The 26,406-nt window shown below is 71.7% G+C and carries 27 protein-coding genes and 1 tRNA gene; 6 read left to right on the forward strand and 22 right to left on the reverse strand.

The annotated features are described in order from the left end of the window. Nucleotides 1-11 precede the first annotated feature (11 nt). The 4 genes from F0U47_RS22005 to F0U47_RS09640 form a co-directional block, all read right to left on the reverse strand. Nucleotides 12-143, reverse strand: a complete 132-nt coding sequence (locus tag F0U47_RS22005) for a hypothetical protein (RefSeq protein ID WP_281290970.1) — start codon at nt 141-143, stop codon at nt 12-14. A gap of 147 nt (nt 144-290) precedes the next feature. Next, a tRNA-Ser gene (locus F0U47_RS09630) sits at nt 291-378 on the reverse strand. 151 nt (nt 379-529) lie between these two features. Continuing rightward, nucleotides 530-961, reverse strand: a complete 432-nt coding sequence (locus F0U47_RS09635; protein WP_149750054.1) for a nucleoside deaminase — start codon at nt 959-961, stop codon at nt 530-532. Between the two features lie 26 nt (nt 962-987). Next, the gene (locus F0U47_RS09640) at nt 988-1,467 is read right to left on the reverse strand and encodes a tRNA adenosine deaminase-associated protein (RefSeq protein ID WP_149750055.1); all 480 of its coding nucleotides are present in this window, start codon (nt 1,465-1,467) and stop codon (nt 988-990) included. A gap of 66 nt (nt 1,468-1,533) precedes the next feature. Between F0U47_RS09640 and upp the strand changes: the two genes are divergently transcribed. The 3 genes from upp (at nt 1,534) to pntB (ending at nt 5,325) form a co-directional block, all read left to right on the forward strand. Further along, nucleotides 1,534-2,175: a uracil phosphoribosyltransferase gene (gene upp / locus F0U47_RS09645; RefSeq protein WP_149750056.1), complete on the forward strand. Its 642-nt coding sequence runs from the start codon at nt 1,534-1,536 to the stop codon at nt 2,173-2,175. Between the two features lie 155 nt (nt 2,176-2,330). Next, the gene (locus F0U47_RS09650; RefSeq protein WP_149750057.1) at nt 2,331-3,872 is read left to right on the forward strand and encodes a Re/Si-specific NAD(P)(+) transhydrogenase subunit alpha; all 1,542 of its coding nucleotides are present in this window, start codon (nt 2,331-2,333) and stop codon (nt 3,870-3,872) included. Between the two features lie 25 nt (nt 3,873-3,897). After that, complete coding sequence (gene pntB / locus F0U47_RS09655) at nt 3,898-5,325, forward strand: Re/Si-specific NAD(P)(+) transhydrogenase subunit beta (protein ID WP_149750058.1); 1,428 nt, start codon at nt 3,898-3,900, stop codon at nt 5,323-5,325. Between the two features lie 3 nt (nt 5,326-5,328). Here pntB and F0U47_RS09660 read toward each other — a convergent pair whose 3' ends face one another. The 16 genes from F0U47_RS09660 to gabT form a co-directional block, all read right to left on the reverse strand. Continuing rightward, complete coding sequence (locus F0U47_RS09660; RefSeq protein ID WP_149750059.1) at nt 5,329-5,934, reverse strand: trimeric intracellular cation channel family protein; 606 nt, start codon at nt 5,932-5,934, stop codon at nt 5,329-5,331. A 6-nt stretch (nt 5,935-5,940) separates the two neighbouring features. Further along, nucleotides 5,941-6,513 carry an RNA 2',3'-cyclic phosphodiesterase gene (thpR, locus tag F0U47_RS09665; RefSeq protein WP_149750060.1) on the reverse strand — a complete coding sequence of 191 codons (573 nt, stop codon included), beginning with the start codon at nt 6,511-6,513 and terminating at the stop codon, nt 5,941-5,943. Beyond that, complete coding sequence (locus tag F0U47_RS09670) at nt 6,513-7,271, reverse strand: VIT1/CCC1 transporter family protein (protein WP_149750061.1); 759 nt, start codon at nt 7,269-7,271, stop codon at nt 6,513-6,515. Before F0U47_RS09670 ends, thpR begins: the two co-directional genes overlap by 1 nt. Nucleotides 7,272-7,288: 17 nt before the next feature. Then, a complete protein-coding gene (locus F0U47_RS09675; protein WP_188111252.1) occupies nt 7,289-8,875 on the reverse strand; it encodes an amidohydrolase in 1,587 nt (528 codons plus the stop codon). Beyond that, nucleotides 8,872-9,645 (reverse strand): dimethylargininase, encoded by a 774-nt coding sequence (gene ddaH, locus F0U47_RS21125; protein ID WP_188111253.1) that lies wholly within the window; start codon nt 9,643-9,645, stop codon nt 8,872-8,874. Before ddaH ends, F0U47_RS09675 begins: the two co-directional genes overlap by 4 nt. Nucleotides 9,646-9,656: 11 nt before the next feature. Beyond that, nucleotides 9,657-10,604 carry a nitrilase-related carbon-nitrogen hydrolase gene (locus F0U47_RS09680; RefSeq protein WP_149750063.1) on the reverse strand — a complete coding sequence of 316 codons (948 nt, stop codon included), beginning with the start codon at nt 10,602-10,604 and terminating at the stop codon, nt 9,657-9,659. Beyond that, nucleotides 10,601-11,665 carry an agmatine deiminase family protein gene (locus F0U47_RS09685; RefSeq protein WP_149750064.1) on the reverse strand — a complete coding sequence of 355 codons (1,065 nt, stop codon included), beginning with the start codon at nt 11,663-11,665 and terminating at the stop codon, nt 10,601-10,603. Before F0U47_RS09685 ends, F0U47_RS09680 begins: the two co-directional genes overlap by 4 nt. Before the next feature lie 32 nt (nt 11,666-11,697). Further along, complete coding sequence (locus F0U47_RS09690) at nt 11,698-12,303, reverse strand: TetR/AcrR family transcriptional regulator (protein WP_149750065.1); 606 nt, start codon at nt 12,301-12,303, stop codon at nt 11,698-11,700. Next, nucleotides 12,300-13,103 (reverse strand): ABC transporter ATP-binding protein, encoded by an 804-nt coding sequence (locus F0U47_RS09695; protein WP_149750066.1) that lies wholly within the window; start codon nt 13,101-13,103, stop codon nt 12,300-12,302. The genes F0U47_RS09690 and F0U47_RS09695 overlap by 4 nt, the downstream gene beginning before the upstream one ends. After that, nucleotides 13,100-13,849 carry an ABC transporter ATP-binding protein gene (locus F0U47_RS09700; RefSeq protein ID WP_149750067.1) on the reverse strand — a complete coding sequence of 250 codons (750 nt, stop codon included), beginning with the start codon at nt 13,847-13,849 and terminating at the stop codon, nt 13,100-13,102. The genes F0U47_RS09695 and F0U47_RS09700 overlap by 4 nt, the downstream gene beginning before the upstream one ends. Then, entirely contained in the window at nt 13,846-14,733 is an 888-nt protein-coding gene (locus F0U47_RS09705) for an ABC transporter permease (protein WP_188111254.1), read from the reverse strand. Before F0U47_RS09705 ends, F0U47_RS09700 begins: the two co-directional genes overlap by 4 nt. Nucleotides 14,734-14,818: 85 nt before the next feature. Next, on the reverse strand, nt 14,819-15,766 hold the full coding sequence (locus F0U47_RS09710; RefSeq protein ID WP_149750070.1) for an ABC transporter permease: 948 nt from the start codon (nt 15,764-15,766) through the stop codon (nt 14,819-14,821). After that, a complete protein-coding gene (locus F0U47_RS09715) occupies nt 15,763-17,298 on the reverse strand; it encodes an ABC transporter substrate-binding protein (RefSeq protein ID WP_149750072.1) in 1,536 nt (511 codons plus the stop codon). The genes F0U47_RS09710 and F0U47_RS09715 overlap by 4 nt, the downstream gene beginning before the upstream one ends. A 180-nt stretch (nt 17,299-17,478) precedes the next feature. Then, nucleotides 17,479-18,762, reverse strand: a complete 1,284-nt coding sequence (locus tag F0U47_RS09720) for an NAD(P)/FAD-dependent oxidoreductase (protein ID WP_149750074.1) — start codon at nt 18,760-18,762, stop codon at nt 17,479-17,481. Beyond that, nucleotides 18,759-20,156 carry an NAD-dependent succinate-semialdehyde dehydrogenase gene (locus tag F0U47_RS09725; protein WP_149750076.1) on the reverse strand — a complete coding sequence of 466 codons (1,398 nt, stop codon included), beginning with the start codon at nt 20,154-20,156 and terminating at the stop codon, nt 18,759-18,761. Before F0U47_RS09725 ends, F0U47_RS09720 begins: the two co-directional genes overlap by 4 nt. Beyond that, nucleotides 20,153-21,523 carry a 4-aminobutyrate--2-oxoglutarate transaminase gene (gabT, locus tag F0U47_RS09730; RefSeq protein WP_149750077.1) on the reverse strand — a complete coding sequence of 457 codons (1,371 nt, stop codon included), beginning with the start codon at nt 21,521-21,523 and terminating at the stop codon, nt 20,153-20,155. The genes F0U47_RS09725 and gabT overlap by 4 nt, the downstream gene beginning before the upstream one ends. Before the next feature lie 111 nt (nt 21,524-21,634). On the opposite strand from gabT, the gene F0U47_RS09735 reads away from it, so the two are divergent. Next, nucleotides 21,635-23,125 (forward strand): PucR family transcriptional regulator, encoded by a 1,491-nt coding sequence (locus F0U47_RS09735; RefSeq protein WP_149750078.1) that lies wholly within the window; start codon nt 21,635-21,637, stop codon nt 23,123-23,125. A gap of 3 nt (nt 23,126-23,128) precedes the next feature. Here the strand turns inward: F0U47_RS09735 and F0U47_RS09740 are convergent, their stop codons facing one another. Beyond that, nucleotides 23,129-23,467, reverse strand: coding sequence for a cupin domain-containing protein (locus tag F0U47_RS09740; protein WP_149750079.1), 339 nt, complete (start codon nt 23,465-23,467; stop codon nt 23,129-23,131). A gap of 200 nt (nt 23,468-23,667) precedes the next feature. Here F0U47_RS09740 and F0U47_RS09745 point away from each other — a divergent pair, with 200 nt between their 5' ends. Next, the gene (locus F0U47_RS09745; protein WP_149750081.1) at nt 23,668-23,997 is read left to right on the forward strand and encodes a hypothetical protein; all 330 of its coding nucleotides are present in this window, start codon (nt 23,668-23,670) and stop codon (nt 23,995-23,997) included. Nucleotides 23,998-24,072: 75 nt separating this feature from the next. Next, nucleotides 24,073-24,588, forward strand: coding sequence for a GNAT family N-acetyltransferase (locus tag F0U47_RS09750; protein WP_149750082.1), 516 nt, complete (start codon nt 24,073-24,075; stop codon nt 24,586-24,588). A gap of 439 nt (nt 24,589-25,027) precedes the next feature. Here F0U47_RS09750 and F0U47_RS09755 read toward each other — a convergent pair whose 3' ends face one another. Further along, nucleotides 25,028-26,314, reverse strand: coding sequence for an adenylate/guanylate cyclase domain-containing protein (locus tag F0U47_RS09755; protein ID WP_188111255.1), 1,287 nt, complete (start codon nt 26,312-26,314; stop codon nt 25,028-25,030). Nucleotides 26,315-26,406 lie beyond the last annotated feature (92 nt).

The following is a 26,406-nucleotide window of genomic DNA, read 5'->3' on the forward strand; positions in this document are numbered from 1 at the left end:
CAGGGCGTCGATCAGGTCCCGTTGGGGTGTCCCTCGATGGAGTCGTCGCCCTGCGTCGGCTCGTCGGCCGCCCACGCCGGCGCGGCCAGTCCCAGCCCGAGCGCGATCGCCGCACCCACGACTCCTCGTCGTCCACGTCCCATGTCGTCGACTTCTTCGTCCTTCGTCCTTCGTCCTGCGGTCTGCTTGTACTTGTGAAGACGCGCGGGAGCGGGCGGGGTTGCCTGTCGACCTTCCGGAAACAGAACAGCCGGACCCATGGGGTCCGGCTGTTCTGATCCAGGAGGATCTGGCGGTGGCGGTGGGATTTGAACCCACGGTGGGTTGCCCCACACATCATTTCGAGTGATGCACCTTCGGCCGCTCGGACACGCCACCGCGGGGAAGGTTACCGGAGGTGGTTGGTGCGGTTGAAATCGAGCAGGTTCATCAAGGTATGCAGCCGAACCGCCGCTTCCCTGGCTGAATTCGGCTAGGGAAGTGCATGCCCGTCTGCATCCCTTGATGAACCTGCGGCACGGCCGCGGCCTCATCTGTGGCCGGCGAAGAACTCCGCCAGCAGCGCGGCCGACTCCTCGGCCAGCACGCCGGACACGACCTCGGGCCGGTGGTTGAGCCGGCGGTCGCGGACGACGTCCCAGAGCGACCCGACCGCGCCGGCCTTGGGGTCCCAGGCTCCGAGGACGATCCGGTCGACCCGCGAGAGCACGGCGGCGCCCGCGCACATCGTGCACGGCTCGAGGGTCACGACCAGGGTGCACCCGTCGAGCCGCCACTCACCGCGGTCGCGGGCGGCGGCGCGGAGGGCGACGATCTCCGCGTGGCCGGTCGGGTCGGCGTCGGCCTCGCGGACGTTGCGGCCCGCGCTCACCACCGTCCCGGCAACGTCCACCACGACGGCACCGATCGGCACGTCGCCGGTTGCGAGCGCGGCACGCGCCTCGGCGAGGGCGGCAAGCATCGGCTCCCGCCAGCGTTCTGCTGGGATCACGCCGAGGTGAAGACCGCGTCGTCGAAGAGCTCGCCGAAGCCGAGTCGCCGGGCGACCTCGGAGAGCATCTCGTCGGGGTACAGCTCCTCGTCGTCGAGCAGCGCCGCCAGGTCCATCGCGGGCATGCCGAGGTCGCCGAGCAGGTCGAGCTCGCCGGCTGCCTCCGGCTCGTCCTCGTCCTCCGGCATCGGCAGCTGCAGGAACTCCACGGCCGAGGCAGCGAGCTCCCACTCCGCCGCGGCGGTCACGTCGGACAGCAGGACCCGGGTCTGCTGACCGGCCACCCGAACGACGACGAAGAAGTCCTCGTCGATCGCGACCAGGCCGACGGCGCCGTGGTCACCCGGGAACCGACGGAGCGCGGACGCCAGCGTCTCCACGTCGGCGACGTGGTCGTGGGTCAGCTCGGCGACCTGCCAGACGCCTTCCTCACGGTAGGCGGCCAGGGCGAAGTCGACAGCGTCCGATGCGGTCACGTCTCAAGGGTGACACCTGCCGCCTGATCAGGCCAGAGGGTTCGGGCACGCCCTAGAGTTCGGACCATGCGCACCCTCGTCGTCGACCACCCCCTGGTGGCCCACAAGCTCACCGTGCTCCGCGACGAGACGACCGAGTCACCCACCTTCCGCAACCTCGCCGACGAGCTGGTGACCCTGCTGGCCTACGAGGCGACCCGCGACGTCCGGGTCGAGGACTGCGCCATCGTCACGCCGGTCGCCCCCACCACGGGCACGAAGCTCGCGGCACCGCGCCCGCTCGTCGTACCCATCCTCCGGGCCGGGCTCGGCATGCTCGACGGGATGATGCGGCTGCTCCCCACCGCCGAGGTGGGCTTCCTGGGGATGGTCCGCAACGAGGAGACGCTCGAGGCGTCGACGTACGCCGAGCGCCTGCCCGACGACCTCAGCGGGCGGCAGTGCTACGTGCTGGACCCCATGCTCGCCACCGGGGGCACCCTGGCTGCGGCCATCCGGTTTCTCACCAACCGCGGCGCCGACCACATCACCGCGGTCTGCCTGCTGGCTGCGCCCGAGGGCTGCGCGCGGCTCGAGGACGAGCTCGCCGGCCTCGACGTCCCCGTCACGGTCGTCGTCGCGGCGATGGACGAGCGGCTCAACGAGAAGGGCTACATCGTCCCCGGCCTCGGCGACGCCGGCGACCGCCTCTACGGCGTCGTCGGCTGATCCCCGCTGAGGCGTGGATCACACACCCGATCGGGCTGTATCTCCCACACTCCTCACCGACGCACAGTGAGCGGACAACGTGCGTCCGTGCGACGTGTCGTGTGTAGGTTGACCTGCGCTGGATCCCCGGAACCCCAGCCGGAAGCGAGGCAGTGATGCGGATCGGTATTCCCCGCGAGTCGAAGGCCGGAGAGACGCTGGTCGCGGCGACCGCGAAGACGGCCAACCAGCTCCAGGGCCTGGGCTACGACGTGGTCGTGGAGTCGGGCGCAGGCGCGCTCGCCGACCAGGCGGACGAGGCCTTCACCGAGGCGGGCGTGACCGTCGGCAGCGCCGACGACGTCTGGGGTGCCGACGTCGTGGTCAAGGTCAACGCACCGACCGCCGAGGAGATCGGCCGGCTCCGCCGGGGGGCGACGATCATCTCGATGATGGCGCCGGCACGCAGCCCCGAGCTGGTCGAGCAGCTAGCAGCAGCGGGCGTCACGGCGCTGGCGATGGACGCCGTGCCGCGGATCTCGCGCGCGCAGTCGATGGACGTGCTGTCCTCGATGGCCAACGTCGCGGGCTACCGCGCGGTGGTCGAGGCGGCCCACGAGTTCGGCCGGATGTTCACCGGCCAGGTGACCGCCGCGGGCAAGATGCCGCCGGCGCGGGTGTTCGTGGTCGGCGCGGGCGTGGCCGGCCTGGCCGCGATCGGAGCCGCGTCCGCGATGGGCGCGATCGTGCGCGCGTTCGACGTCCGCCCCGAGGTGGCCGAGCAGGTCGAGTCGCTCGGCGGTCAGTTCGTCGAGGTCGATTTCGAGAGCGAGGTCAGCACCGACGGCTACGCGCGGGAGATGACGGCGGAGCAGGAGCAGGCCACCGCCGCGATGTACGACGAGGAGGCCCGTGCCGCCGACATCGTCATCACCACTGCCCTCATCCCGGGGCGTCCGGCGCCGAAGCTGATCCACGAGGACACGGTCGCCGGGATGCGGCCCGGCAGCGTGATCGTCGACATGGCGGCCGCCAACGGCGGCAACTGCGCCGGCACCGAGACCGACAAGCGGGTCGTCACCGACCACGGCGTCACCATCCTCGGCTACACCGACCTCGCCGGCCGGCTGCCGGCGCAGACCTCCCAGCTCTACGGCACCAACGTCGTCAACCTGCTCAAGCTGCTCACGCCCGAGAAGGACGGCGAGCTCACCCTCGACATGGACGACGTCGTCCAGCGCGGCATCACCGTGACCCAGCACCGGGACGGCGAGGCCGAGGTCATGTGGCCGCCGCCGCCGGTGCAGGTCTCGGCGACCCCGAAGGTGGTCGACACGCACCCGGCGGACAAGGAGGAGAAGAAGCCCAAGCTCACCGCGCGCGGCCGGCTCATGTCGGTCGGCATCGCAGCCCTGGTGCTGTTCGGGCTGATCGCGATCTCCCCGCCGCCGCTGCAGGAGCGGCTCACCGTCTTCGCGCTCGCGATCGTGATCGGCTACTACGTCATCGGCAACGTCCACCACGCGCTGCACACGCCGCTGATGTCGGTGACCAACGCGATCTCCGGGATCATCGTGGTCGGCGCCCTGCTGCAGATCGGCGACGACAGCACGCCGATCATGCTGCTCGCGTTCGTCGCGACCCTGCTCGCCAGCATCAACGTGTTCGGTGGCTTCGCGGTGACCCGCCGCATGCTCGGACTCTTCACCCGGTCGTGACCGCAGGACAGAGGGACTAACTCACATGTTCGAGATCGACACCGCCTCCAGCGCTGCCTACATCGTCGCGGCGCTGCTCTTCATCCTCGCCCTCGCCGGGCTCTCCAAGCACGAGACCGCCAAGGTCGGCAACACCTACGGCATCCTCGGTATGGCGATCGCCCTGGTCGCCACCATCGGCCTGGCCGTCGACCGCGACATCGACACGCTGCCGCTGGTGCTGCTGGTCGTCGCCATGCTCCTCGGCGCCGCGATCGGACTGTGGCGGGCGCGCGAGGTCGAGATGACCGGCATGCCCGAGCTGATCGCGCTGCTGCACAGCTTCGTCGGTCTTGCTGCCGTGCTCGTCGGCTGGAACGGCTACCTCGAGGTCGAGGACGACCCGGGCAGCCACCACGCCGCCGTGCTCGAGGCGCAGGACCTGCTCGGCGTGCACTCCGCCGAGGTGTTCATCGGTGTCTTCATCGGCGCGGTGACCTTCACCGGCTCGATCGTGGCGTTCCTCAAGCTCTCCGCGCGGATCAAGTCCGCGCCGATGACGCTGCCGGGCAAGAACGTCCTCAACCTCGGCGCCCTGGCGGCGTTCGCCGGCCTCACGGTGTGGTTCGTGATCGACCCGCAGCTGTGGCTGCTGGTCCTGGTCACCGTCCTCGCGCTGCTGCTCGGCTGGCACCTGGTGGCGTCGATCGGCGGCGGCGACATGCCGGTCGTGGTCTCGATGCTCAACAGCTACTCCGGCTGGGCCGCGGCCGCCTCGGGCTTCCTGCTCGAGAACGACCTGCTGATCGTCACCGGCGCACTGGTCGGTTCCTCCGGTGCCTACCTGAGCTACATCATGTGCCAGGCGATGAACCGGTCCTTCATCTCCGTCATCGCCGGCGGCTTCGGCATCGAGGCACCCACCGGCGCCGACACCGACTACGGCGAGCACAAGGAGATCCAGGCCGTCGACGCTGCCGACCTGCTCGCCGACGCCAGCTCGGTCATCATCACGCCGGGCTACGGCATGGCGGTGGCCCAGGCGCAGTACCCCGTCGCCGAGCTCACCTCCAAGCTCCGGGCCCGCGGCGTCGACGTCCGGTTCGGCATCCACCCGGTCGCCGGGCGCCTGCCCGGCCACATGAACGTCCTGCTCGCCGAGGCCAAGGTGCCCTACGACATCGTCCTGGAGATGGACGAGATCAACGACGACTTCCCCGAGACCGACGTCGTCCTCGTCATCGGCGCCAACGACACCGTCAACCCCGCCGCCGCCGAGGACCCCACCAGCCCGATCGCCGGCATGCCCGTGCTCGAGGTGTGGAACGCCAAGGAGGTCGTCGTCTTCAAGCGCTCGATGGCCACCGGCTACGCCGGCGTCCAGAACCCGCTGTTCTTCCGCGACAACAGCCGGATGCTCTTCGGTGACGCCAAGGCCAAGGTCGACGAGATCATCCACAGCCTGCCGAACTGACGGTCACGAGCCCGGGATGGGTGCGCGCCAGCCGCGGCGGATGGCGATCAGCCGCCAGCCGGTGGTGAGCGCCGCAGCGGGTACGGCGACCGCGGCCGTCGGGGCGTCGAGGTGGAAGCCGACCGCGGCGACCGCGGACCCGGCGAGGGCAGGGATCGCGTAGAGCTCACCGCTGGTGAGGACCACCGGGACCTGCCCGGCGAGGACGTCGCGGATCACGCCGCCGCCGATCCCGGTGACCATGCCGAGGATCGCCGCGGGCAGCGGGCTCAGCCCGTGCTCGGCGGCCTTGAGCGCGCCGGCGACGCAGAACAGCCCGAGCCCGAAGGCGTCGAAGACGTTGACCAGCGGGTCCATCCGCGCGAGCGCCGGGTGGAAGAAGAACGTCAACAGCCCCGCCCCGACCGGCACCAGGAGGTAGCGCCAGTCGGCCAGCGCGGCCGGTGGCGTCTCGCCGATGAGGACGTCGCGGATCCAGCCGCCGCCCAGTCCGGTGACCGTGGCCAACACGAGCACGCCGACGATGTCGAGCCGCTGGCGTACGGCGACCAGCCCGCCCGACACGGCGAACACGGCGATCCCGAGCAGGTCGAGGAGCAGGAGCAGCATGCGTGCCTACTGGCCCAGGGGGATCTCGGCGACGGTCTCGTATCGCGGCCGCTTGCCGGGGCCCTCGCCGAGGTGCGAGGCGAGCACGGTCGCCTCGAGGACCGGCCACTCCGGTCCGGTGTAGGTCTCCAGCAGCCGCACCCAGTTGGTGGTGTCGGCCTGCCGGCGGAGCCGCGCGATGGTCAGGTGCGGCCGGAACCGCTGGCCGTCGACCTCGGTGCCGACGGTGACCGCGGCGTTGCGGGCACGCCCCGCGATCCGTTCGAGCACGACGTCGGCCCCCTCGCTCTCGGGCACGACCCCCACGGCGAGCGCGCGGGTCTGGGCGGCGTTCGGGAACGCGAGCGGCCCGGCCAGGCGGACGACCGGGACCGGGGTGCGGGCCAGCCCGTCGGCCAGCCGGTCGGCGTACTCGTCGATGAGGTGGTCGGCCACGCTGGGCATGAACGCGAGGGTGATGTGGAACTGCTCGGCCAGGGTCCAGCGGAACTCACCGGCCTCACGCCTGGGCTCGAGGAACTCGTCGAGGTGCTCGACGACGTCCGCCGGCGGGACGATCGCTGCGAAGAGGCGGGCCATCAGATCTGGGTCCCGAGGGCCTGGCCGATCAGGTGGGTCACGACCATGGCGAGCAGTCCGCCGAGCATGTTCCGGCGCACCGCCCGGCCGACGGCTCCGTAGCCGAACCGGGCGCTCGCCCACCCGGTCAGCGCCAGGGCGGCGGTCACGGCGGCGACGGTGACGACCACGCGCAGGTCGGGCGTCACGAACAGGATCGTGCAGAGCGGCAGCAGCGCGCCGAGCGTGAAGGCCACCATCGATGCGAGCGCGGCGTTCCACGGGCTCGTCAGGTCGTCGGGATCGATGCCGAGCTCGACCTCGGCGTGCGCCGCGAGCGCGTCCTTCGCGGTGAGCTGGCGGGCCACCCGCAGTGCGAGGTCGGGGTCGAGCCCCTTCTCGACGTAGAGCCCGGCGAGCTCGGCGAGCTCGTCCTCCGGGTCCTCCTTGAGCTCGCGCCTCTCCTTCGCCAGCAGCGCCTCCTCGGAGTCGCGCTGGGTGCTGACGGAGACGTACTCGCCGGCCGCCATGCTCAAGGCACCGGCGGCCAGTGCGGCGACACCCGCGACCATGATCGCCGTGCGGTCGGTGGTCGCGCCGGCGACGCCGAGCACGGTGGCCGCGACCGACACGATGCCGTCGTTGGCCCCGAGCACGCCTGCCCGCAGCCAGTTCAGCCGGTCGTTGAAAGACGACTCGTGCGGCTCGTCGGCATGGCCGCCCAGGTGCGGCGGATCCGCCTCGGCGGCAGCGCCCGGATCGACTGCGGTGGTGTCCATCCCCCCATCATCCCCGGTCAGGTGACGACAGCCTCCCCTGCAACCACCGTGCCGCGGATCTCGATCGTTCCGAGCTCCTCGGGTGCGGTCGTGAGCGGGTCCGCGCCGAAGACGGTGAAGTCCGCGTCGTACCCCGGAGCGATCCGGCCGCGGTGGTCCTCCTCGCCCGACGCGAGCGCGGCGTGGCAGGTGAAGCCCTCGAGCACCTGGCGGGCGTCGAGCGCCTGCTCGGGCCGGATCGCCTCCATCTCGGGACGGTCGAACCGGCGCCGCAGCCGGGCGTCGGCCATGATCCAGCGCGGGTCGTACGGCGCGATCGGCCAGTCCGAGCCGAGCGCGACGACGCCGCCGACCGAGCGGATGTCGCTCCACCGGAAGCCGTTGTCGACGCGGATGTCCCCCAGCCGCTGCGACCACGAGTCGCTGCGGTCGGCTCGGTTGAAGCAGGTGCAGTGCAGCGGTTGCATGCTGGCCGCCGCGGCGCCGGACCCGAACATCTTCACGACGTCGTCGGGGATGGTCTCGATGTGCTCGATCCGGTGCCGCGCGAGCGGGCCGTGCTGCTCGCGCAGGGCGACGAACAGCTCGATCACCTGCCGCACGCCGCGGTCGCCGATCGCGTGGACGGCGCAGTTCACGCCGGCCCGGTGGAGCATCATCACGGCGTCCCGGAACCGGTCGAAGTCGCGCCAGAGGGCGTCGAGGCCCTCGCCGTGGGTGTCGGCGTACTCCAGCCAGCCGGTCCCGTGGTCGATGGTGCCGTCGACCATGAGCTTGACGCCCTCGACCCGCCACCGCCGGCCGTGCTGTCCCTGCAGCGCGAGTACGCCGTCCGGCCCGTCGTCCTCGGGCATGAGCATCGGGTTGAAGCCCATCCGGAGCGGCAGTTCGCCGTCCTCCTCCAGCAGGGTGACCAGCTCGTGCGCCGGGTCGCGGAAGTCCATCGCGTGCAGGCCGGTGTAGCCGACCGCGGCCATGCCGCCGAGCAGCGCGCGGAGGCGGTCGACCTGCTCGGCGATCGTCAGCGGCGGGATCACCTTCTCGACCACCTCGCAGGCGTCGGCCTCGACCAGGTAGCCGGTCGGGCGGCCGTCCGCGTCGAGGTCGACCCGCGAGCTGGAGGCGAAGGTGATCGGCCCGTCCACGCCGGCGAGGGCGAGCGCCTCGCGGGACGCGATCGACGCGTGGCCGTCGTAGATCTGGACGTAGCCGGGGATGCCCGCGAACGCGGGACCGAGGTCCTCGGCCGTCGGCGCCCTGCCGCCGAACACCACCGGGTTGAGGCCCCACCCCTTCAGCCAGGCGCCCGGCGCCAGCCGGTCCCGCTCCTCGGCGAGCAGCGCGCGCACGGCGTCGAGGTCGAGCGCGTCGGTCAGGTCGACGCCGTCGGTCAGCTCGAGGCCCGCGACAGGATGGGCGTGGCCGTCGACGAGGCCCGGGGTCAGGACGGCGTCGCCGTGGTCGACGACCTCGACCCCGGTGCCCCGGAGGTCCGCGGCGTCGCCGACGGCGACCACCCGGCCGTCCTCGACGAGGACGCCGGTCGCTTCGGGCGCGGCGGGGTCGAGGGTGTGGACGATCTGCGCGACGTAGAGGCGCCTCACGGCCGAACCCTGACGCTGAGGCAGGTGACGCAGCCCTCGAGCTTCTCGAACTCCTCGATGTCGACGGTGACGACGTCGAGGCCGCGCGCCCGCAGCAGCTCGGCGGTCTGCGGCGCCCGGGAGCTCATCAGCACCGTCCGGTCGTCGAGCACCACGACGTGGGCGCCCGGCTCCTCGGGGACCTCGAGGTAGGGAGCGAAGAGGGACGGGTCGTCGACCACCGGCCCGTAGCCGATGACGGTGCCGTCCGGCAGTGCGGTGATCGCGCTCTTGAGGTGGAGCGCCTTGGTGACGGGGACGGCGACCACCGTCCACCCGCGCGGCTCGAGGATCGTCCGGAGCTGCTCGACCGCGGCTGCGTCGGTGGTGCCGGTGAGCCCGACGTACGCCGTACGGCCGACCTTGAGCACGTCGCCACCGTCCAGGTGGCCGTCGGTGATGGTGACGGTCTCGAAGCCGAGCTCGCGGATCTTCTTCTCCGCGCCGGCGGTCTCAGGGTTGCGCGCCGGCTCGGCCGGGTTGGTGATGACCGCGAGGTCGCCGAACACGACGACCGCGTCCTCGACGAACACCGAGTCGGGCAGGCTGTCGTCACCCTCGACCTCGACGGTCGGCCAGCCGGCGGCCTCGAGCGCGTCGACGTAGCCGCGCCACTGCACGCGCGCCTTCTCGACGTCGACGGGCTGCCGGTCGATGAACGTGACGATGCCGTCGGCGAGCGTCGCGGCCGGCGGCCGGACCAGGGCGTACGGCGGGGTGGGGGTGCTCAACGTGCTCCTCCTCAGAGCTCGGCGGATCCGTGGGGGGCGACCAGGGCGTCGTAGGTGTCCGGACGGCGCGTGGTCAAGAACGGGAACAGGTCCAGCCAGTCGCGGCGCTGTGCGAGGTCGAGGGTGGCGACCAGGGCGACGTCGCCCTCCCGCGGCGCCTCGACCAGCACCCGGCCGTAGGGGTCGCTGATGAAGGACGAGCCGTAGAACGTGATGACGCCCTCGGAGCCCCACCGGTTCGGGACGACCATGAACACGCCGCTGGTGATGCCGTTGCCGACGATGACGTGCCGCCACAGCGGCTGGGTGTCGAAGTCGGGGTGGTCGGGCTCGGAGCCGATCGCGGTCGGGTAGGCGAGCACCTCGGCACCGCCGAGCGAGTAGGCGCGGGCCACCTCGGGGAACCACTCGTCCCAGCAGGTCGGCAGGCCGACCCGCGGCGCGGACGGCAGGGCCAGGTCGACGACGGGGTACGCCGCCTCGGCCGGGCCGGGACGGAAGTAGGTGTCCTCGTAGTAGCCCGTGGTGATCGGGATGTGCAGCTTGCGGGTCCGGCCGACCAGGGCGCCGTCGGGCGAGACCATGATCGCCGTGTTGTAGCCGCGCCCGTCCCCGGTGTCCTCACGCTCGTAGAGCGAGGCGTGCACGAAGACGCCGTTCTCCTTCGCGGCCTGCGCCGCGAGCGCGAAGGTCGGCCCGCCCTCGAGGTCCTCCGCGAGCTCGACCGGCCGGTCACCGGCCCGGACGTCTGCGGGATAGCGGAGCAGCGTGAGCTCGGGCAGGAACACGACCTCCGCACCGGCGTCCGCCGCGGAGCGGATGCCGTCCTGCAGCACGGCGGCGTGCTCGTCGGCGTCCTCGTGCCAGCGGGTCTGGACGAGCCCGACGGTCAGGGGCGAGCGGTCGGTGTCGGTCACCCGCGCCGGGGAGGGTTGCGGGAGGGCGACGAGGGTCTTCACGGCGTACCTCTTTCGTTGGTCGGGCTTGTCGGGACCGCCGGCGTCACGGCCGGCTGTTGCTGGGTGATGCAGTGGATTCCGCCGCCGCGGGCGAAGAGCGCCCGGGCGTCGACGGTCACCACCGACCGGCCGGGGTAGGCGTCGGCGATGACCTCGCGCGCCTCGGCGTCGACCGGGTCGTCGAACGAGCACGCCACGACCCCGCCGTTGAGGACGAAGTGGTTGACGTAGCTGTAGTCGACCCAGCCCACGTCGTCGACGAGGGTCTTGGGTGCCGGCAGCCGGACCACCTCGAGCGGCCGGCCGTCCGCGTCGGTTTCGCGGGACAGCAGGTCGACGACCTCCGCGGTCACGGCGGCGTCGGGGTGGCTCTCGTCGCGCTGGTCGTGGACGAGCAGGCGACCCGGCGCGGTGAACGTCGCGACGATGTCGACGTGGCCGCGGGTGCCGAAGCGCTCGGAGTCACGGGTGAGGCCGCGGGGCAGCCAGATCACCTTGCGGGCGCCGACGGTGCGGACGAGCTCGGCCTCCACGTCCGCCTTGGTCCAGCCGGGGTTGCGGAACGGGTCGAGCTGCACGGTCTCGGTGACGAGGAACGTGCCGAGCCCGTCGGTGTGGATGCCGCCACCCTCGTTGACCATCGGCGAGTCGATCCGCACCGCTCCGCTGAGGTCGGTCGCGACACCGCTGGCGTGCGCGTCGTTGTCCCAGATGGCCCACTCCTGTTGGCCCCAGCCGTTGAAGACCCAGTTGACCGCGCCGAGGCTCCGTTGCCCGTCGGCACCGGTGCCGACCACGAAGGTGGGCCCGATGTCGCGGTACCACGCGTCGTCCAGCCGGGCGTCGACCTGCTCGACGGCGCTCGACAGCCGGCGCCTGGCCTCGTCACGTCCGGACGGGTCGACCACCACGCTGATCGGCTCGAGCTCGGAGATCGCGTTGGCCACCGCGGCCCAGGCGGTGCGGGCCTCCTCGGCCTCGGCGGCGGTCTCACCCAGCGTGTACGGCGCCGACGGCCATGCCATCCAGGCGCGCTCGTGCGGCTCGGTCTCGGCCGGCATCCGCCACTGTGGAGTCGTCCCGTTCTTGGAGATCACTGGTCACCGCCGTCACGCCAAGGGAGGAGCGGGCCGACGAACTGGCGCACGATGCGCATCGCGACCTCGTGGTCGACCGGCCGGTAGCCGACGACCACCCGGATCGTCAGGCCGTCGAGCAGCGCGGAGACGCCCTCGACGATGAGGTCGAGGTCGATGTCGTCGGGCAGCTCGCCGCGGTCGACGCCGTACTTCAAGGTGTCGCGCAGGAGGCCCTGCCACTCCGTCTCCAGCTCGGAGATCAGCTCGAGGACGTCCTTCTGGTGCACGGCACCGGCCCACGCCTCGAGCCACATCAGCAGGCCGCTGTCGTCGAGGCCGGCAGGGGCGCCGGTGTCGAGCACCCACTCCCACCGCTCGCGGGCCGACGGCATCGCCTCGAACGCCCGCAGGACGGTCTCGCGCAGGTCCTGCTCGACGATGCGCAGCGCGGCCATGAACAGGTCGTTCTTGCTGTCGAAGTAGTAGAGGAGGTGCGCGCCGGTCATCCCCAGGCTCTCGCCGAGGTCGGAGAGACGGACGTTGTTGACGCCCTGCGCGCTGAGGGGGCGGATCGCCGCCCGTGCGATCTCGGCACGCCTCTCCTGGCGTTTGGTGGTCATCCAAGCTCCTGTGCTCGAAGGGTGGGTGCGGCAGCGATCAGCTCCGCGGTGTAGGGATCTGCAGGGGACGCGAGGAGCGAGCCGACCGGTCCCTCCTCGACGACCCGACCGCGCCGCATGACGACGGCGCTGTCACAGAGGTAGCGCACCAGGTCCAGGTCGTGGCTGATGCACACCAGGGTCACCTCGGTCGTGCTCCGCAGCTCGGCGAGCAGGTCGAGCACCGAGGCCTGGACGACGACGTCGAGCGCGCTGGTGGCCTCGTCGGCGACGATCAGCTCCGGCTCGAGCGCCAACGCGCGGGCGATGGCGACCCGTTGCTTCTGGCCACCCGACAGCCGGGCCGGCCGGGCGTCCCGGAGGGACGACGACAGGTGCACCAGGTCGAGCAGCTCGCCGACCCGCCGGTCGACCTGCGCAGCCGGGACCACCCGGTGCACGTGGAGCAGCTCCGCGAGGGTCGCGCCGACGGTGTGCGCCGGGTTGAGCGTGGTGCCGGGGTCCTGGAACACCATCTGCATCGCCCGCCGCGTCGCCAGGTCGCGACGCGGTGTAAGCACCGCGCCGCGGAACCGGATCTCGCCGGCGTCCGGGGCGTGCAGTCCGAGGACGGCCCGCATCAGGGTCGACTTGCCGGACCCGGACTCGCCCACGATCCCGACCGCCCCGCCCGCCGGGACGGTGAGGCTGACGTCGTCGACGGCCACGAGCGGGGAGACGTCCCTGCGCAGCGCCCGGTCCAGCAGGCTCGGGCGACCGAACCGGACGGTGACGTGGTCGATCTCGAGCAGCGGGGTCATCGCAGGACTCCTTCCCGGTCGGCGAGCCGGCGGGCGAGGTTCGCCGCCAGGAGGTCGCGGGTGTACTGCTCCTGGGGTACGGCGAGCACCCTGTCCATCGGCCCGGACTCCACCAGTCGCCCGTGGCGCATCACCAGGATCTGCGAGCAGACGCTCGCCACGACGGCGAGGTCGTGGCTCACGAAAACCATCGCCATGCCCCGCTCGGAGACGAGGTCCCGCAGCAGCTGGAGGATCTGCGCCTGGACCCGCACGTCGAGCGCGGTGGTCGGCTCGTCGCAGAGGAGGACGTCGGGGTCGGTCGCGAGTGCGGCGGCGATCATCACCCGCTGCCGCATGCCACCGGACAGCTCGTGCGGCCACGCGCGCAGGCGTCGTACGGCGTCGTCGATCCCGACCTGGTCGAAGAGCTCAGCCGCCGCTGCCCGGGCCTCCCGGGCCGACGTGTCGGGGTGGTGGCGGCGCCAGGTGCGGGCGACCAGGTCGCCGACCCGCATGGTCGGGTTGAGCGCGGTCGCGGGCTCCTGGAAGACCATCGCCGTGCGGGCCTCGCAGCGGATCTCGCCGTGGCGCGTCACCGCCTCGGGCAGGATCCCCATCACCGAGCGGAGGGTGAGGCTCTTGCCGCTCCCCGACTCCCCGACGATGCCGAGCGTGGCGCCGGCCGGGAGCTCGAAGGACAGGTCGTCCACCAGGGTGGTGTCGCCGCAGGTCAGGGTCAGTCCCGAGACGGACAGTGCGTTCATCGGTTGCCCTTCCTGTCCTGGAGGCCGTCGCCGAGGAGGGCGAAGCCCAGCGCGAGCACGGTGATCACCAGGCCGGGCAGCACCGTCAGCGACATGTTGGTGGTCATGTAGGGCTGCGCTGCGGCGGTCATCGCGCCCCACTCGGGGGTCGGCTGCTGGATCCCGAAGCCCAGGAACGAGAAGGCAGCGAGCGCCGTCACCGCGAACACCAGGTCCGAGGTGAGATAGATGAGCGTCTGCCGGAGGGTGTTGGGCAGGACGTGGCGCGCGATGATGCGCGGCGTCCCGAAGCCGGCGGTCCGGGCGGCGGTGATGTAGCCCGCCTCACGGATCCGCAGCACCTCGGCGCGCACCAGCCGGGCGTAGACGACCCAGCCGACCACGGTGAAGGCGATCAGCAGCGAGCGCACCCCGTGGCCGAGGCTGAACACGAGCACGATCATCAGGATGTAGGTCGGGAACGCCTGGAGCAGGTCGCTCACCCGCATCACCAGGGCGTCGAACCAGCCACCGAGGTAGCCGCAGACCACCCCGAGCGCGGTGCCGAGCAGGCACGGCAGCACGGTCACCAGGAACGCGATCGGCAGGTCGATCCGGGCGGCGTAGAGCAGCCGGGCGAGCTCGTCGCGGCCGGCCTCGTCGGTGCCCAGCGGGTGGGTGGCCGACGGCGCCTGGAGCGCGTTGAGGATGTCCTGGTCGGTGGGGTCGTGCGAGGTCAGCCACGGCGCGAGCAGCGCGAGCACGACGTACGTCGCGACGATCACCCCGCCAACGACGAGCTTGATCCGCGCGGCCCGGCGGCTGCGCGGGCGCGCCGCCCGGGAGGTCTCGGTGGCCCCACCGATGGCGCCCAGCGGGCTGGCACTGGTGCTGACGGTGCTCACGCTGTGTCCTTTCTGCACTCGCCCTGCGGTGCCTCGCTCCGGCGCACCTCGTTCCTCGGCGCACCTCCGCGGGGGCTCCTCGGGCTCATGCGGTGATCCTCACGCGCGGGTCGACGGCGGCGTTCAGCACGTCGGCGACGAGGTAGAGCAGGACGACGAGGACCGCGAAGACGATCACGTAGCCCTGCACGAGCGGGAAGTCCTGGGTGCTCGACGCGACGACGAGCCCCTGGCCGAGGCCGGGCAGGCCGAACGCCACCTCGACGACGACCGTCCCGAAGAGGGCGTAGCCGGCCTGGGCCGCCGTCACCGTGATCAGCGGCGGCACCGCGTTGCGGAGCTGGAACCGGCGCAGCAGCGAGCCGCCGCGGAAGCCGAGGGTCCGCGCGGCGAGCACGAACTCGGCCTCCTCGAGCTCCATCATGGTCGCCCGGAGGCTGCGTACCATCGGCGCCAGGATGCTGATCGCGACGACGCTCGCCGGAAGCACCAGTGCTCGCAGGAAGTCCCCGGCCCCCTCGCCGGTGCCGGCGACGGGGAACCAGCCGGTGGGCAGCGCGATGAAGCGGATCCCCATGATCGCGATCCAGAACGTCGGCAGGCCGATGCCGAAGACGGCGAGCAGCCGGATCAGGTGGTCGACAGGCCCGTCTGGTCGCCGCGCCGCGGCGACCGCGAGCGGCACCGTAACGAGCAGGGCGAGCAGGACGCCGAGGCTCGCGACCGCCAGGGTCACCGGCAGCTGGTCGACGACCTGGTCGCCCACCGACTGCCCGGTCTTGACCGACGTGCCGAGGTCTCCCGACGCGACCTGCGCGACGTAGAGCGCGTAGCGCTCCACCACCGGCCGGTCCAGCCCGAGCTCGCGGGCCACCTCGTCGACCTCGGACTGCGGGGCCCGGGGCCCGGCGACCTGGCGCGCGGGGTCGCCCGGCGCCAGGCTCAGCAGCAGCATCGCCAGCAGCAGGATCCCCAGCAGCAGCGGCAGCAGGCTGAGGAGCCGGCGGAGGACGAAGGCGAAGCGCCCGCTCATCCCTCGGACTTCCAGATCGTGTCGAAGTAGTAGACCCCCCACGGCGTCACGTGGGCGTCGTGGACGACGGGGCGGATGCCCTCGAGGGCCGGGGTGTGCGCGAGCGCGACGTACGGCGCCTGCTCGGTCCACAGGTCCTGGAGCTCGGTGATCGCCGCCTCCTTCTCCGCGCCCTCCTGGGTCGACGCGTAGCGGCCGAGGATGTCGATCGCCTCGTCGGTCGGGAAGCCGGTGAACATGGTCTCGGTCGCGACGATGTACCACGCCGGGTCGGACGCGTCGGTCGTGATCGCGTTGTTGGAGAAGATCACCAGGTCGTAGGCGCCGGAGGACATCGCGCCGTACGCCGTGCCGGTGTCGGCCGACCTCAGCTCGACGTCGATGCCGATCTCGCCGAGGTTCTCCTGGATCACCTGGGCCATCACGCTGGAGCTCGCGTCGTTCGGGTAGGTCAGCTCCAGCTCGTCCGGCGCGTTGTCGGCACCGTCGAGGAGCTCCTCGGCCTGCTCGAGGTCGCGGCTGAAGTAGGGCTGGCTCGGCGGCGCCCAGTTCTCGGTGTTGGTGGGCAGCGCGCCCTCCGGCGCCTTGCCGTAGCCCTTGAGCGCGCCGTCGGCGATGGCCTCGTAGTCGATGGCGTAGGCGATGGCCCGACGGACGTCCACATCGGCCAGCTCGGGCTCACGGGTGTTCATGAGCAGCACGGGCGTGAGGTGCTCCGGGCCGGCGTAGACCGAGTCGCCCAGGGTCGACGCCGTCACGGGCAGGATCTCGTCGGCCATGTCGGCCTCGCCGGACTGGAGCTGGAGCGTCACCGAGTTGGGGTCGCTGGCGAAGGTGCTGACGACCTCGTCGACGTACGGCCGGCCCTCCTGGTAGTAGTCCGGGTTCTTCTCCAGGACCACCTCGCCGTTCAGGCTCCACTTCTCGACTGTGAACGCACCGGCGCCGACCGGGTCCTGGTAGTACTCCTCCGCCGACCGGCCGCCGAAGTCCTTCGGCATCACGCCCGCGTTGGCCCACGCCAGGAACGCGACGAGCGCGGTGTCGGGCGCCGAGAGGTGGAGCACCAGCGACTTCTCGTCGACGACCTCGACCTCCTCGATGGTCCCGAAGGAGGCGCCGTAGTTGGGCCCGGCCTTCCAGGTCTCGATCGAGAACGCGACGTCCTCGGCGGTCACCGGCTTGCCGTCGCTGAAGGTCGCGTCGGGGTGGAGCTCGATCGCGAGCCGGGTGCCGCCCTTGGTGTACTTCCACGACGTCGCGAGCCCGGGCTCCAGCGACTTGCCGTCCTCGGCGACGCGGATCAGCGGCTCGATGACTGCCTGTGAGATCTGGTACGACGAGTTGAGGGTCTGCTTGTCGCCCTCGAACCCCTCGAACGGGTTCGCCCGGATCACGTTGAGCGTGCCACCGGCGACGGGGTCGCCGGAGCCGTCGCTGGCGTCGCTCCCGCCGCAGGACGTGAGAACGCTGGCGGCGAGGACGGTGGCGACGGCTGCGCCGACGGCTCGGGCGAGGCGGTGGTGGGCCATGTCGGCTCCTCCGATTTTTGAATGGCGTTCAAAGTCGGGTTCAGATTAAGCACGGATCGCGTCTGCTGTGAAGGGGGTCACAGAGGATTTTCCTTTCGGGTTTTCCTCGCCCTCCGGGTGCCGCAAAAGCACCCGTACCGGCACCCCGGGACGGGGTGCCGGTGGCGCTGGACGGGACGATCAGCTGGCGCGCTGGGCGGCGTGCGCCTCCTGGAGCGGGGTGCGGGGTGACTCGAGGGCGTGCAGCGCGACCGGGTCACGGCCCCGGGATCCGAGCAGCCAGGCGAGGTTCACCAGCAGGCGCCGGCGCGGGCACGGCAGCCGGCTCCCGTGGTAGAGCCGGTGCACCCACCAGGCCAGCACGCCACGGAGGGGTACGCCGTACAGCTCGGCGACGCCCTTGCGCAGGCCGAGCGACGCGACAGCGCCGACGTCACGATGGCGGTAGTCGCGGAGCCGGCCACGGATGTTGTCGGCGACGCGGACCGCCTGCCGGACGGCGTGCTGCGCCGTCGGCGGGCACACGCCCCCGCCGGCCGCGAGATCGGGCACGGCGGCGCAGTCGCCGAGCGCCCATACCCCCGGGACGACCCGGAGCGACGCGTCGGTGACGACGCGGCCGGCGGGGTCGCACGGCAGGCCGAGCCGCCGCAGCAGCGGGTTGGCGACGACGCCGGCGGTCCACACGACCGTGTCGGAGGGGATGACCTCGCCGGTGCCGAGAGTGACCAGGTCCGGGCCGACCGCCGCCACCGTGGTCGCGGTCTTCACCTCGACACCGCGGCCGATGAGGTGGGCGGTGGCGTACGTCGCGAGCCGCTCGGGCAGCTGCCCGAGGATCCGCGGAGCCGCCTCGACGAGGACCCAGCGGGTGTCCTCGATCGTCAGGCCGGGGAAGCGACGGACGGCGCGGCTCACCATGTCCTGCAGCTCGGCGAGCGCCTCGACACCGGCGTAGCCCCCACCGACGACGACGAACGTCAGGGCGCGGCGTCGTACCTCCGGCGACGCGGAGGACGCGGCCAGCTCGAGTCGGGCGAGCACGCGGTTGCCGAGGTGGAGGGCCTCCTCGACGGTCCGGAACCCGATCGCGTGCTCGACGAGGCCGGGCACCGGGAAGACCCGGGTGACGGCGCCGAGTGCGAGCACCAGCTCGTCGTACTCCAACGGGTGCTCGGTGCCGTCCGCGGCGGTCGCGGTCGCGACCCGGGCGTCGGTGTCGAGCGCCGTCAGCGCTGCGGTCAGCACCCGGGCGCCGGGGAGCGCCGACCGCAGCGGGACGACGACGTGGCCGGGCTGGACGGTGCCGGCGGCGACCTCGGGCAGGAGCGGCTGGTAGGTCATGTAGCCGCTGGGGTTGACCAGGGTCACGTCGAGGTCGCGTCCGCGTTTCAGCAGGCGGCGGGCGGCGGTGAGCCCGGCGTACCCTCCCCCGACGACGACGATCCGCTTGCGGCTGCTCACGACCACTCCACGCTGTAGTACTGGGTCTCCTGGAACTCGCGGATGCCGTCGCGCGCACCTTCGCGGCCGAGGCCGCTCTGCTTGAACCCGCCGAACGGCGCAGCCGGGTCGGAGACGATGCCGCGGTTGATGCCGACCATGCCGGCGTCGATGCGCTCGGCGATCTTGAGCGCGTCCTGGAGCCGCCCGGCATAGACATACGACGCCAGGCCGAACTCGGTGTCATTGACCTGTGCGAGCATCTGCTCCTGGTCGTCCCAGACGACGACGGGCGCGACGGGACCGAAGATCTCCTGGCTCAGGATCGGCGAGTCCGGCGCGACGTCGGTGAGGACGGTCGGCGGGTAGAACCAGCCCTGCTCCGGGAGCGCGCCGCGGTAGGCGACCGTCGCTCCTGCCGCGACCGCCTCGTCGACCAGCGCCCGGACGCCCTCGACGGCGCGAGCGCTGATGAGGGGACCGATCTCGGACTTCTCGTCGGCGCCGGGGCCGACCTGCAGCGCCTCGACGGCAGCGCCGAGCTTCGCGACGAACTCCTCGGCCACGTCGGTGTGCACGTAGAACCGGTTGGCCGCGGTGCAGGCCTGCCCGCCGCCGCGGAACTTCGCGATCATCGCGCCGGCCACGGCCGCGTCGACGTCGGCGTCGGCGGTGACGACGAACGCGGCGTTGCCGCCGAGCTCCATGCTGGCGTTGAGGACCCGGTCGGCCGCCTGGTGGAGCAGCGCCCGCCCCACGCCGGTGGACCCGGTGAAGGAGACCTTGCGCACGCGGTCGTCCTCGAGCCAGGTGGTGACCACGGTGGGTGCGTCGGTCGTGGGGACCAGGTTGACGACGCCGTCCGGGACGCCCGCCTCCCCGAGGATCCGGGCGATCGCGAGGGCGGTGAGCGGCGTCTCGGCGGCGGGCTTGAGCACGACCGTGCAGCCGGCGGCGAGCGCCGGCGCGATCTTGCGGGTCGCCATCGCGGCGGGGAAGTTCCACGGCGTGACCAGCGCGGCCACGCCGACCGGACGGTGCGTGACGATCGTGCGCGTGCCGCTCGCGGGCGCGACGGCGTACTCGCCCTCGCCGCGGACGGCCTCCTCGGAGTACCAGCGGAAGAACTCGGCCGCGTAGGCGACCTCGGCCCGGGCGTCCGCCTGCGACTTGCCGTTCTCGGCGACGATCAGCCCCGCGAGCTCGTCCGTCGCGGCGATCATCGCGTCGAACGACCGCCGCAGGATCTCGGCCCGGGCACGTGGGGTCTGGGCGGACCAGGCCGGAAACGCGCGCGCCGCGGCGTCCACCGCGGACCTCGCCTCGTCCACGCCCCCGTCGGGCACCTCGGCCACCACCTCACCCGTTGCCGGGTCGTGGACGGCGAAGGTCCGCTCGGTCAGGACGGCAGTCATCGCGTCTCCTCGAAGATGTCGGCGAGGACGTCGAACGCCTCGGCCAGCAGGTGGTCGGGGATGGACAGGGGCGGGAGGAAGCGGAGCACGTTGCCCCAGGTGCCGCAGGTCAGGACGACGAGGCCCTGTGCGTGCGCGGCGGTGGCGACGCGCTGCGCGAGGGCGGCGTCGGGCTCGGTCGTCCCGGGCTGGACGAGCTCGACGGCGACCATCGCGCCGCGGCCGCGGACGTCGCCGACCCGCGGGTCGTCCGCCTGGAGCTTCGTCAACCGGTCGATCATCGTGCGGCCGATCTCCTGGGCACGCGCGACGAGGCCGTCGCCCTCGATCGACTCGATCACGGCGAGTGCGGCGGCGCAGGCGAGCGGGTTGCCGCCGTACGTCCCGCCGAGGCCGCCCGCGTGCGGGGCGTCCATGATCTCCGCGCGCCCGGTCACGGCAGCCAACGGCAGGCCGCCGGCGATGCCCTTGGCGGTGACGATCAGGTCGGGCACGACGCCCTCGTGGTCGCACGCGAAGAGGTCGCCGGTGCGGGCGAACCCGGTCTGCACCTCGTCGGCAACGAAGACGACGCCGTTGTCACGGCACCACTCGGCGAGGGCGGGCAGGAAGCCGGGAGCGGGTACGACGAAGCCACCCTCGCCCTGGATCGGCTCGATGACGACGGCCGCGAGGTTGCCGGCGCCGACCTGCTTCTCGATCACGTCGATCGCGCGGCGGGCCGCGGCCGGGCCGTCGACCCCGGCCACACCGTCGCGGAACGGGTAGGACATTGGAGCGCGGTAGACCTCGGGCGCGAACGGGCCGAAGCCGTGCTTGTAGGGCATGTTCTTGGCGGTCAGCGCCATCGTCAGGTTGGTGCGGCCGTGGTAGCCGTGGTCGAACGCGACGACGGCCTGACGGCCGGTGTGCGAGCGCGCGATCTTGACGGCGTTCTCGACGGCCTCGGCGCCGGAGTTGAAGAGTGCGGTGCGCTTCTCGTGGTCGCCGGGCGTCAGCCGGTTGAGCGCCTCGGCGACCCGGACGTAGCCGTCGTACGGCGTCACCATGAAGCAGGTGTGGGTGAAGGCCGCCACCTGCTCGGCGACCGCCGCGGCGACGCGGGGGTTGCTGTTGCCGACCGTGGTCACGGCGATGCCGGAGCCGAGGTCGATCAGCGAGTTGCCGTCGACGTCGACGATGACGCCACCGCCGGCCGCGACGGTGTAGATCGGCAGCATCGTGCCGACGGCACGGCTGACCGCGTCGTCCTTGCGGGCGGCGAGCTCGCGCGACCGCGGACCGGGGATCTCGGTGACGAGGCGGCGCTCCTGGGGAAGCTGCGGCCCGCCCACGGCGGGCGACGCGGTGGCGAGGTCAACAGTCATGGTGTGCTCCTGGTCCGGCAGTGCTGGTCCTTCGACGGTAGGAGCGCCTCGGGGTCGACGCCATAGCGCTTCTGCACAATCGCTTTCTGCGGGTTGTGCGACACTGCCGCCATGGTGACGGTGGCCGACCTGCTGGCCGAGGGGGAGCTCGCGCTCGCCCCGCTCCAGCTGCCCGCGCCCGCCGCCGAGGTCCGCTGGGTCGCGACCAGCGAGCTCGTCGACCCGACGCCGTACCTCGAGGGCGGCGAGGTCCTGCTGACCACCGGGCTCGAGACCAAGGGCTGGCGCGCGGAGTGGCCCAGGTACGTCGATCGGCTGGCCGGCGCCGGGGTCGCGGCGCTCGGGTTCGCGGTCGGCCTCACCCACGAGCGGCCTCCGCGCCTGCTGGTCCGCGCCTGTGAGGACGCGGGGCTCAACCTGTTCGAGGTGCCGCGGCCGACCACCTTCGTCGCGATCTCCCGGGCCATCGCCGGGCTGCTCGACGCCGAGCGCGAGAACGTCGCCCGGAGGTCGATGGACGCGCAGCGGGTCCTCACCCAGGCGGCGCTCGAGGTCGAGGACGAGGTATCGGTGGTCCGGCGGCTGGCCGCGCTCGTCGAGGGCGCCGCCGTGACCGTGACCCGGGATGGCGTGCCCGTCGCGGGGCCGTTCGGCCCCCGGACCGCCGACCTGGAGCTCGACGAGGTGCGCACCGAGGTCGAGCGGATCCGGCGCCAGGGCCTGCGGGCCGCGGCCAGCGCGTCCGGCGCCGCGGGCACGATCGCGGTCCGGCCGCTCGGCGTACGCTCCCGGCCGGAGGCCTGGCTCGCCGTCTTCGTCCCCGGCCGCACCGGCGACGTCGACCGGGTCGCGATCACCACCGCGGTGTCGCTGCTGGGACTCGGGCTCGAGCGTCGCCGCGAGCGCCGGGCGACCGACCGCGAGCTGCGGGCGCGTGCGGTCGAGCTGCTCCTCGCCGACGACATGCGGACGGCGCGGATCGTGCTCGGCGCGGCCGGCGCCGCAGCCGGCACCGGCCCCCGGCTGCCCCGCGAGGTCCGGATGCTGCGGGGGCGCGGACCGGCCGAGGTGCTCGAGGACGCGCTCACGATGCTCGAGGAGGAGCGGCACCTGGTCGCCGTGCTCGAGGGTGAGCTCGTAGCGGTCAGCAGCGCCCGGGGCGCTGCTGACATCGCCCAGCGGCTCGCGGAGCGTGGTCTGCAGGTCGGGGTCGGCCGCGCCGTACCCGTCGAGCAGACCGCGACCAGCCACGAGACCGCGGGGCACGCGCTCGCCGCCACCGGACGGGCGCCGGCGGTCCGCACGTGGGACGACCTCGCCGACACCGGCGTCGTCGGCCTTCTCGGCGCCGACCGGGCGGCGGCCTTCGCACGCTCGTTCCTCGCTCCGCTCGCCGACGACCCGGTGCTGCTCGAGACCCTGGCCGCCTTCCTTCGCCAGCACGGCTCCCGAGGAGAGACCGCGGCCGAGCTCGGCGTCCACCGCAACACCGTCCGCAACCGGCTCGAGCACATCGAGTCCCTGCTCGGCGCCTCCCTCGACGACCCCCGCGTCCGCGTCGACGCCTGGGTCGCGCTGCAGGTCAGCCCTACCGGGGGTTGAGCCTCACAGGCGCGGGCCGATCGCTCCTTCCTGCGGGGCATCAGCCGCGTCCTTCAGCTCCACGAAGATCGCGTGGGAAGGGGTGTCTCCGATGTTCTCGCCGTGGTGCTGCTGCGCCGGCAGCCAGCCGACGGTTCCTGCCTCCAGTTCCACCTCTCGCTGCACGTCTCCTTGCACGATCCGACGGCGGAACGAGGACAGCGTGTACATGACGCTGTCGGGGTGCGTGTGCGGCGTGGTGACCGTGCCGGGCTGGTCGGTGTACTCGAGAACTCTGACGCGCTCGTTCTCGAAGACGACCTTGTAGTGGTCGGGGTTTGTCTCCGCTGGGTCGAGGCTCATGAGTCGAGCATCGCATCGCGTGCGCCGCTCGTGGGCGGTTCCGCCAGGTCGGGTGCACGGTCTCAGGCAAGTCAAGAGAACGGCCGCGACAGTATGAAGCGAGGCGCCGGGGGCATCGTGGATCGTGCTAACGAAACCCAACCTGCCCCGCGGCGCCTCTGCGCCACAGGGTAGGGCACCTTCCAAGGAAGGAGCCAGAGATGGCCTCCACCCACAACACGGGCAACGTCCACAACACCGGCAACGCCCAGAGCTACGTCACCGAGCGGCGTATCAGCACCGAGACCAAGGCGTCGTTCAAGACCTCGGAGCTCGCCGTCTACATCCTCGCCGTTCTCGGCGTGCTCATCGCATCGCTGGTCGTCGACGAAGGCAGCAGCGACTTCGGTGCGCAAGAGGCCTGGTTCTACGTCAGCCTGCTGACGATCGGCTACATGATCAGCCGCGGGCTCGCCAAGTCCGGCAGCCGTGAGCACTACGACGACTCCACCGGCTCGAACAGCGGCCGCGGGAGCCACGACGCTCACTGACCGCCCGCACTCGCAACCGCCCCACCCGGCTCGTCCGGGTGGGGCGGTTGCTCGCTGCGCACTAGGTTGATGGGCATGAGCCTCGATCCGCGGTCACCGAGTGACTCATCGGCTCAGTCACTCCCCTCTCTGCAGGTCGTTCCGCTGACGCGAGAGCACGCCCTCGACATCTGCACGTGGCGCTATGCACCGCCCTACGAGTGCTACGACATGACCGACGCAGACCCGGATCGGCTGCTTCAGCCCGAAGCCGGGTTCCACGCCCTGCTCGCAGGCGACCGACTGATCGGCTTTCGCTCGTTCGGTCCGGACGGGCAGGTGCCCGGTTGGGACTATGACGACCAGGCGCTCGACACCGGCGGCGGGTTGCGCCCCCAGCTCGTCGGACAGGGGCTCGGGCGTGCCGCCATCTCGGCCGGCTTGGCCTTCGGTCGAGCCAAGCTCGCGCCTCGGGCATTCCGCGTCACCGTCGCAACCTTCAACGTGCGCGCTCTTCGCGCCGTCGAGGGCCTCGGCTTCCAGCGCGTCGGCCAGTTCAGCGCCACCACCGACGGGCGGAGCTTCGAAGTCCTCGCCCGCCCGGAAGGGTGAGCGGCTGGCAGCCGCTATCGACTCGCCCGGACCGACCCGGTCGAGCGGGAACGCCGCTCAGGGCACCTTCGTCGGCAGCACCGAGCGCCCGCTCCTCGGCATAGCGCAAACGCAGGGAGGCATGAGCGGGCGTTGGAGTGCCGAGAGAGTGTCGCCGGCTCCTAACACCCGGGTACTGGCCACAACACCCGGACAGTGGCCCGATCGTGCAACTACCTCGGCGTTGTTGTCAGTGCCCGGGTGGTCGACCACCCGGACAGTGGCCACAACACCCGGACAGTCCTCCGTGCCGCTTCTCGGCACGAGCGCGCGCTCGACGCGGCAGGTAGCGTGCAGCTGCCGCGAGCACGCAGTGTGCCAGTAGCGTGCAGTTGCCGCGAGCACGCAGGGCGGCAATACAGGGCGGTGTTTGAGACGAGGATCGTGCTGGCGAGCGGCGTTACAGGGTCGCGCTTCGCGCTTCTGGCCTCAGGTCCGCCAGCGTGTAGACCTTGGTCAGCACGGGATATCCCTTTAGGTCGAGATCTGCGTGGTGCTCACTTGGGAACTGGCTGGTAGTCGCTGCGTGGGTCGAGTGGTCGAGCAGGACTTGGCCCGGTCCGGCATGCGCGCAGAGTCGCGCGGCGAGATTCACCACTCCGCCCAGGGGGGTGTAGTCGTACCGTCCGTCGAAGCCGATGACGCCGAGGGTTGCGTAGCCGAATGTAAGACCAACGCCGTAATTCAGGTCGTAGCCGCGGCGCTGCCAGTTCTCGACAGCAGCGCCCATCCCTTGCCGGAGCTCGACTGTCATCTCCACCGCAGCCTGCGCGGGGTCCTCGTGCGGTACCGGGTCGCCGAAGTAGGCCATGATGCCGTCCCCGGCGTACCCGCCCACGGTCGCGTCGTAGGTTTGAAGAAGCCCACCCACGGCGCCGTAGTACTCGTCCAGCACGTCGACCACTTCCTCCGGCTCGGTGCTGTTCGTGAACGCGGTGAATCCCCGCAAATCGCAGAAGAACACCGCGATGCGACGCCGGTGCGGACGCATGATCGCCTCGGCGTCGCCCGAAAGCACAGCGTCTGCCACCTGGGGCGACAGGAACCTGCGGAGACCACCCAGCCGTTCGATCTCCCGCACCTGAGCATCGACCCGCTCCTCCAGAGTGTGATTCATGCCTGCCAACTCGACGGCCAACGCATGCTCGGACTCGGCCAGCCGATCCGCGCGCTCAGCGATCACTCCCATCAGGACCGACGTTGCGCCGACGCTCGCGAGCAAGAACACCCATCGACCCAGAGGCGCTTCCCACCCGTCCTGGACCGCGAGGACCAGCGCGAACCCGACTAGGGCAAGCACGGCGATAAGCACGGCCCAGCGCCGTCGCAGCATGTACATCGCGAACAACGGTGCCTCGATGTAGGCCGCGGCCACCAACGACCCGAAGTCGGGACCCGCTGAGGCGATTCCTGCTGTAACGATCAGCGTCGACAGCAGGTTGGCAACCACACCCAGAACTGGCGCAGATCGACGAAGGGTGAGCGGACTCACGAGCAGCGGCAGGGCGAAGAGCCCGAGAGCGCACAGACCGGTAAACACAGCAACAACCGTGCTGGCGGCCGGGTGTCTAAAGATCTCCGGAGACGTCAGAAGCACGAAGCCAACCGCCGCGGCGCCTCCCCCGTACAAGATGCCACCGGCCAGGATAAGTCGTAGCCAGGCACGTGTGCTGAACGGGCGCACCATGCCCGCTAGGGGGCCGTCCCAAGGCGCCGCGTCCGCTGCCTCAACCAATGGCCCCGACCAGTTCCAGGAGGGCATCGGTATCTCCGTTCATC

Origin of the sequence: Nocardioides antri (genome assembly GCF_008373765.1) — a bacterium.
In the GTDB taxonomy this organism is placed as follows: domain Bacteria; phylum Actinomycetota; class Actinomycetes; order Propionibacteriales; family Nocardioidaceae; genus Nocardioides; species Nocardioides antri.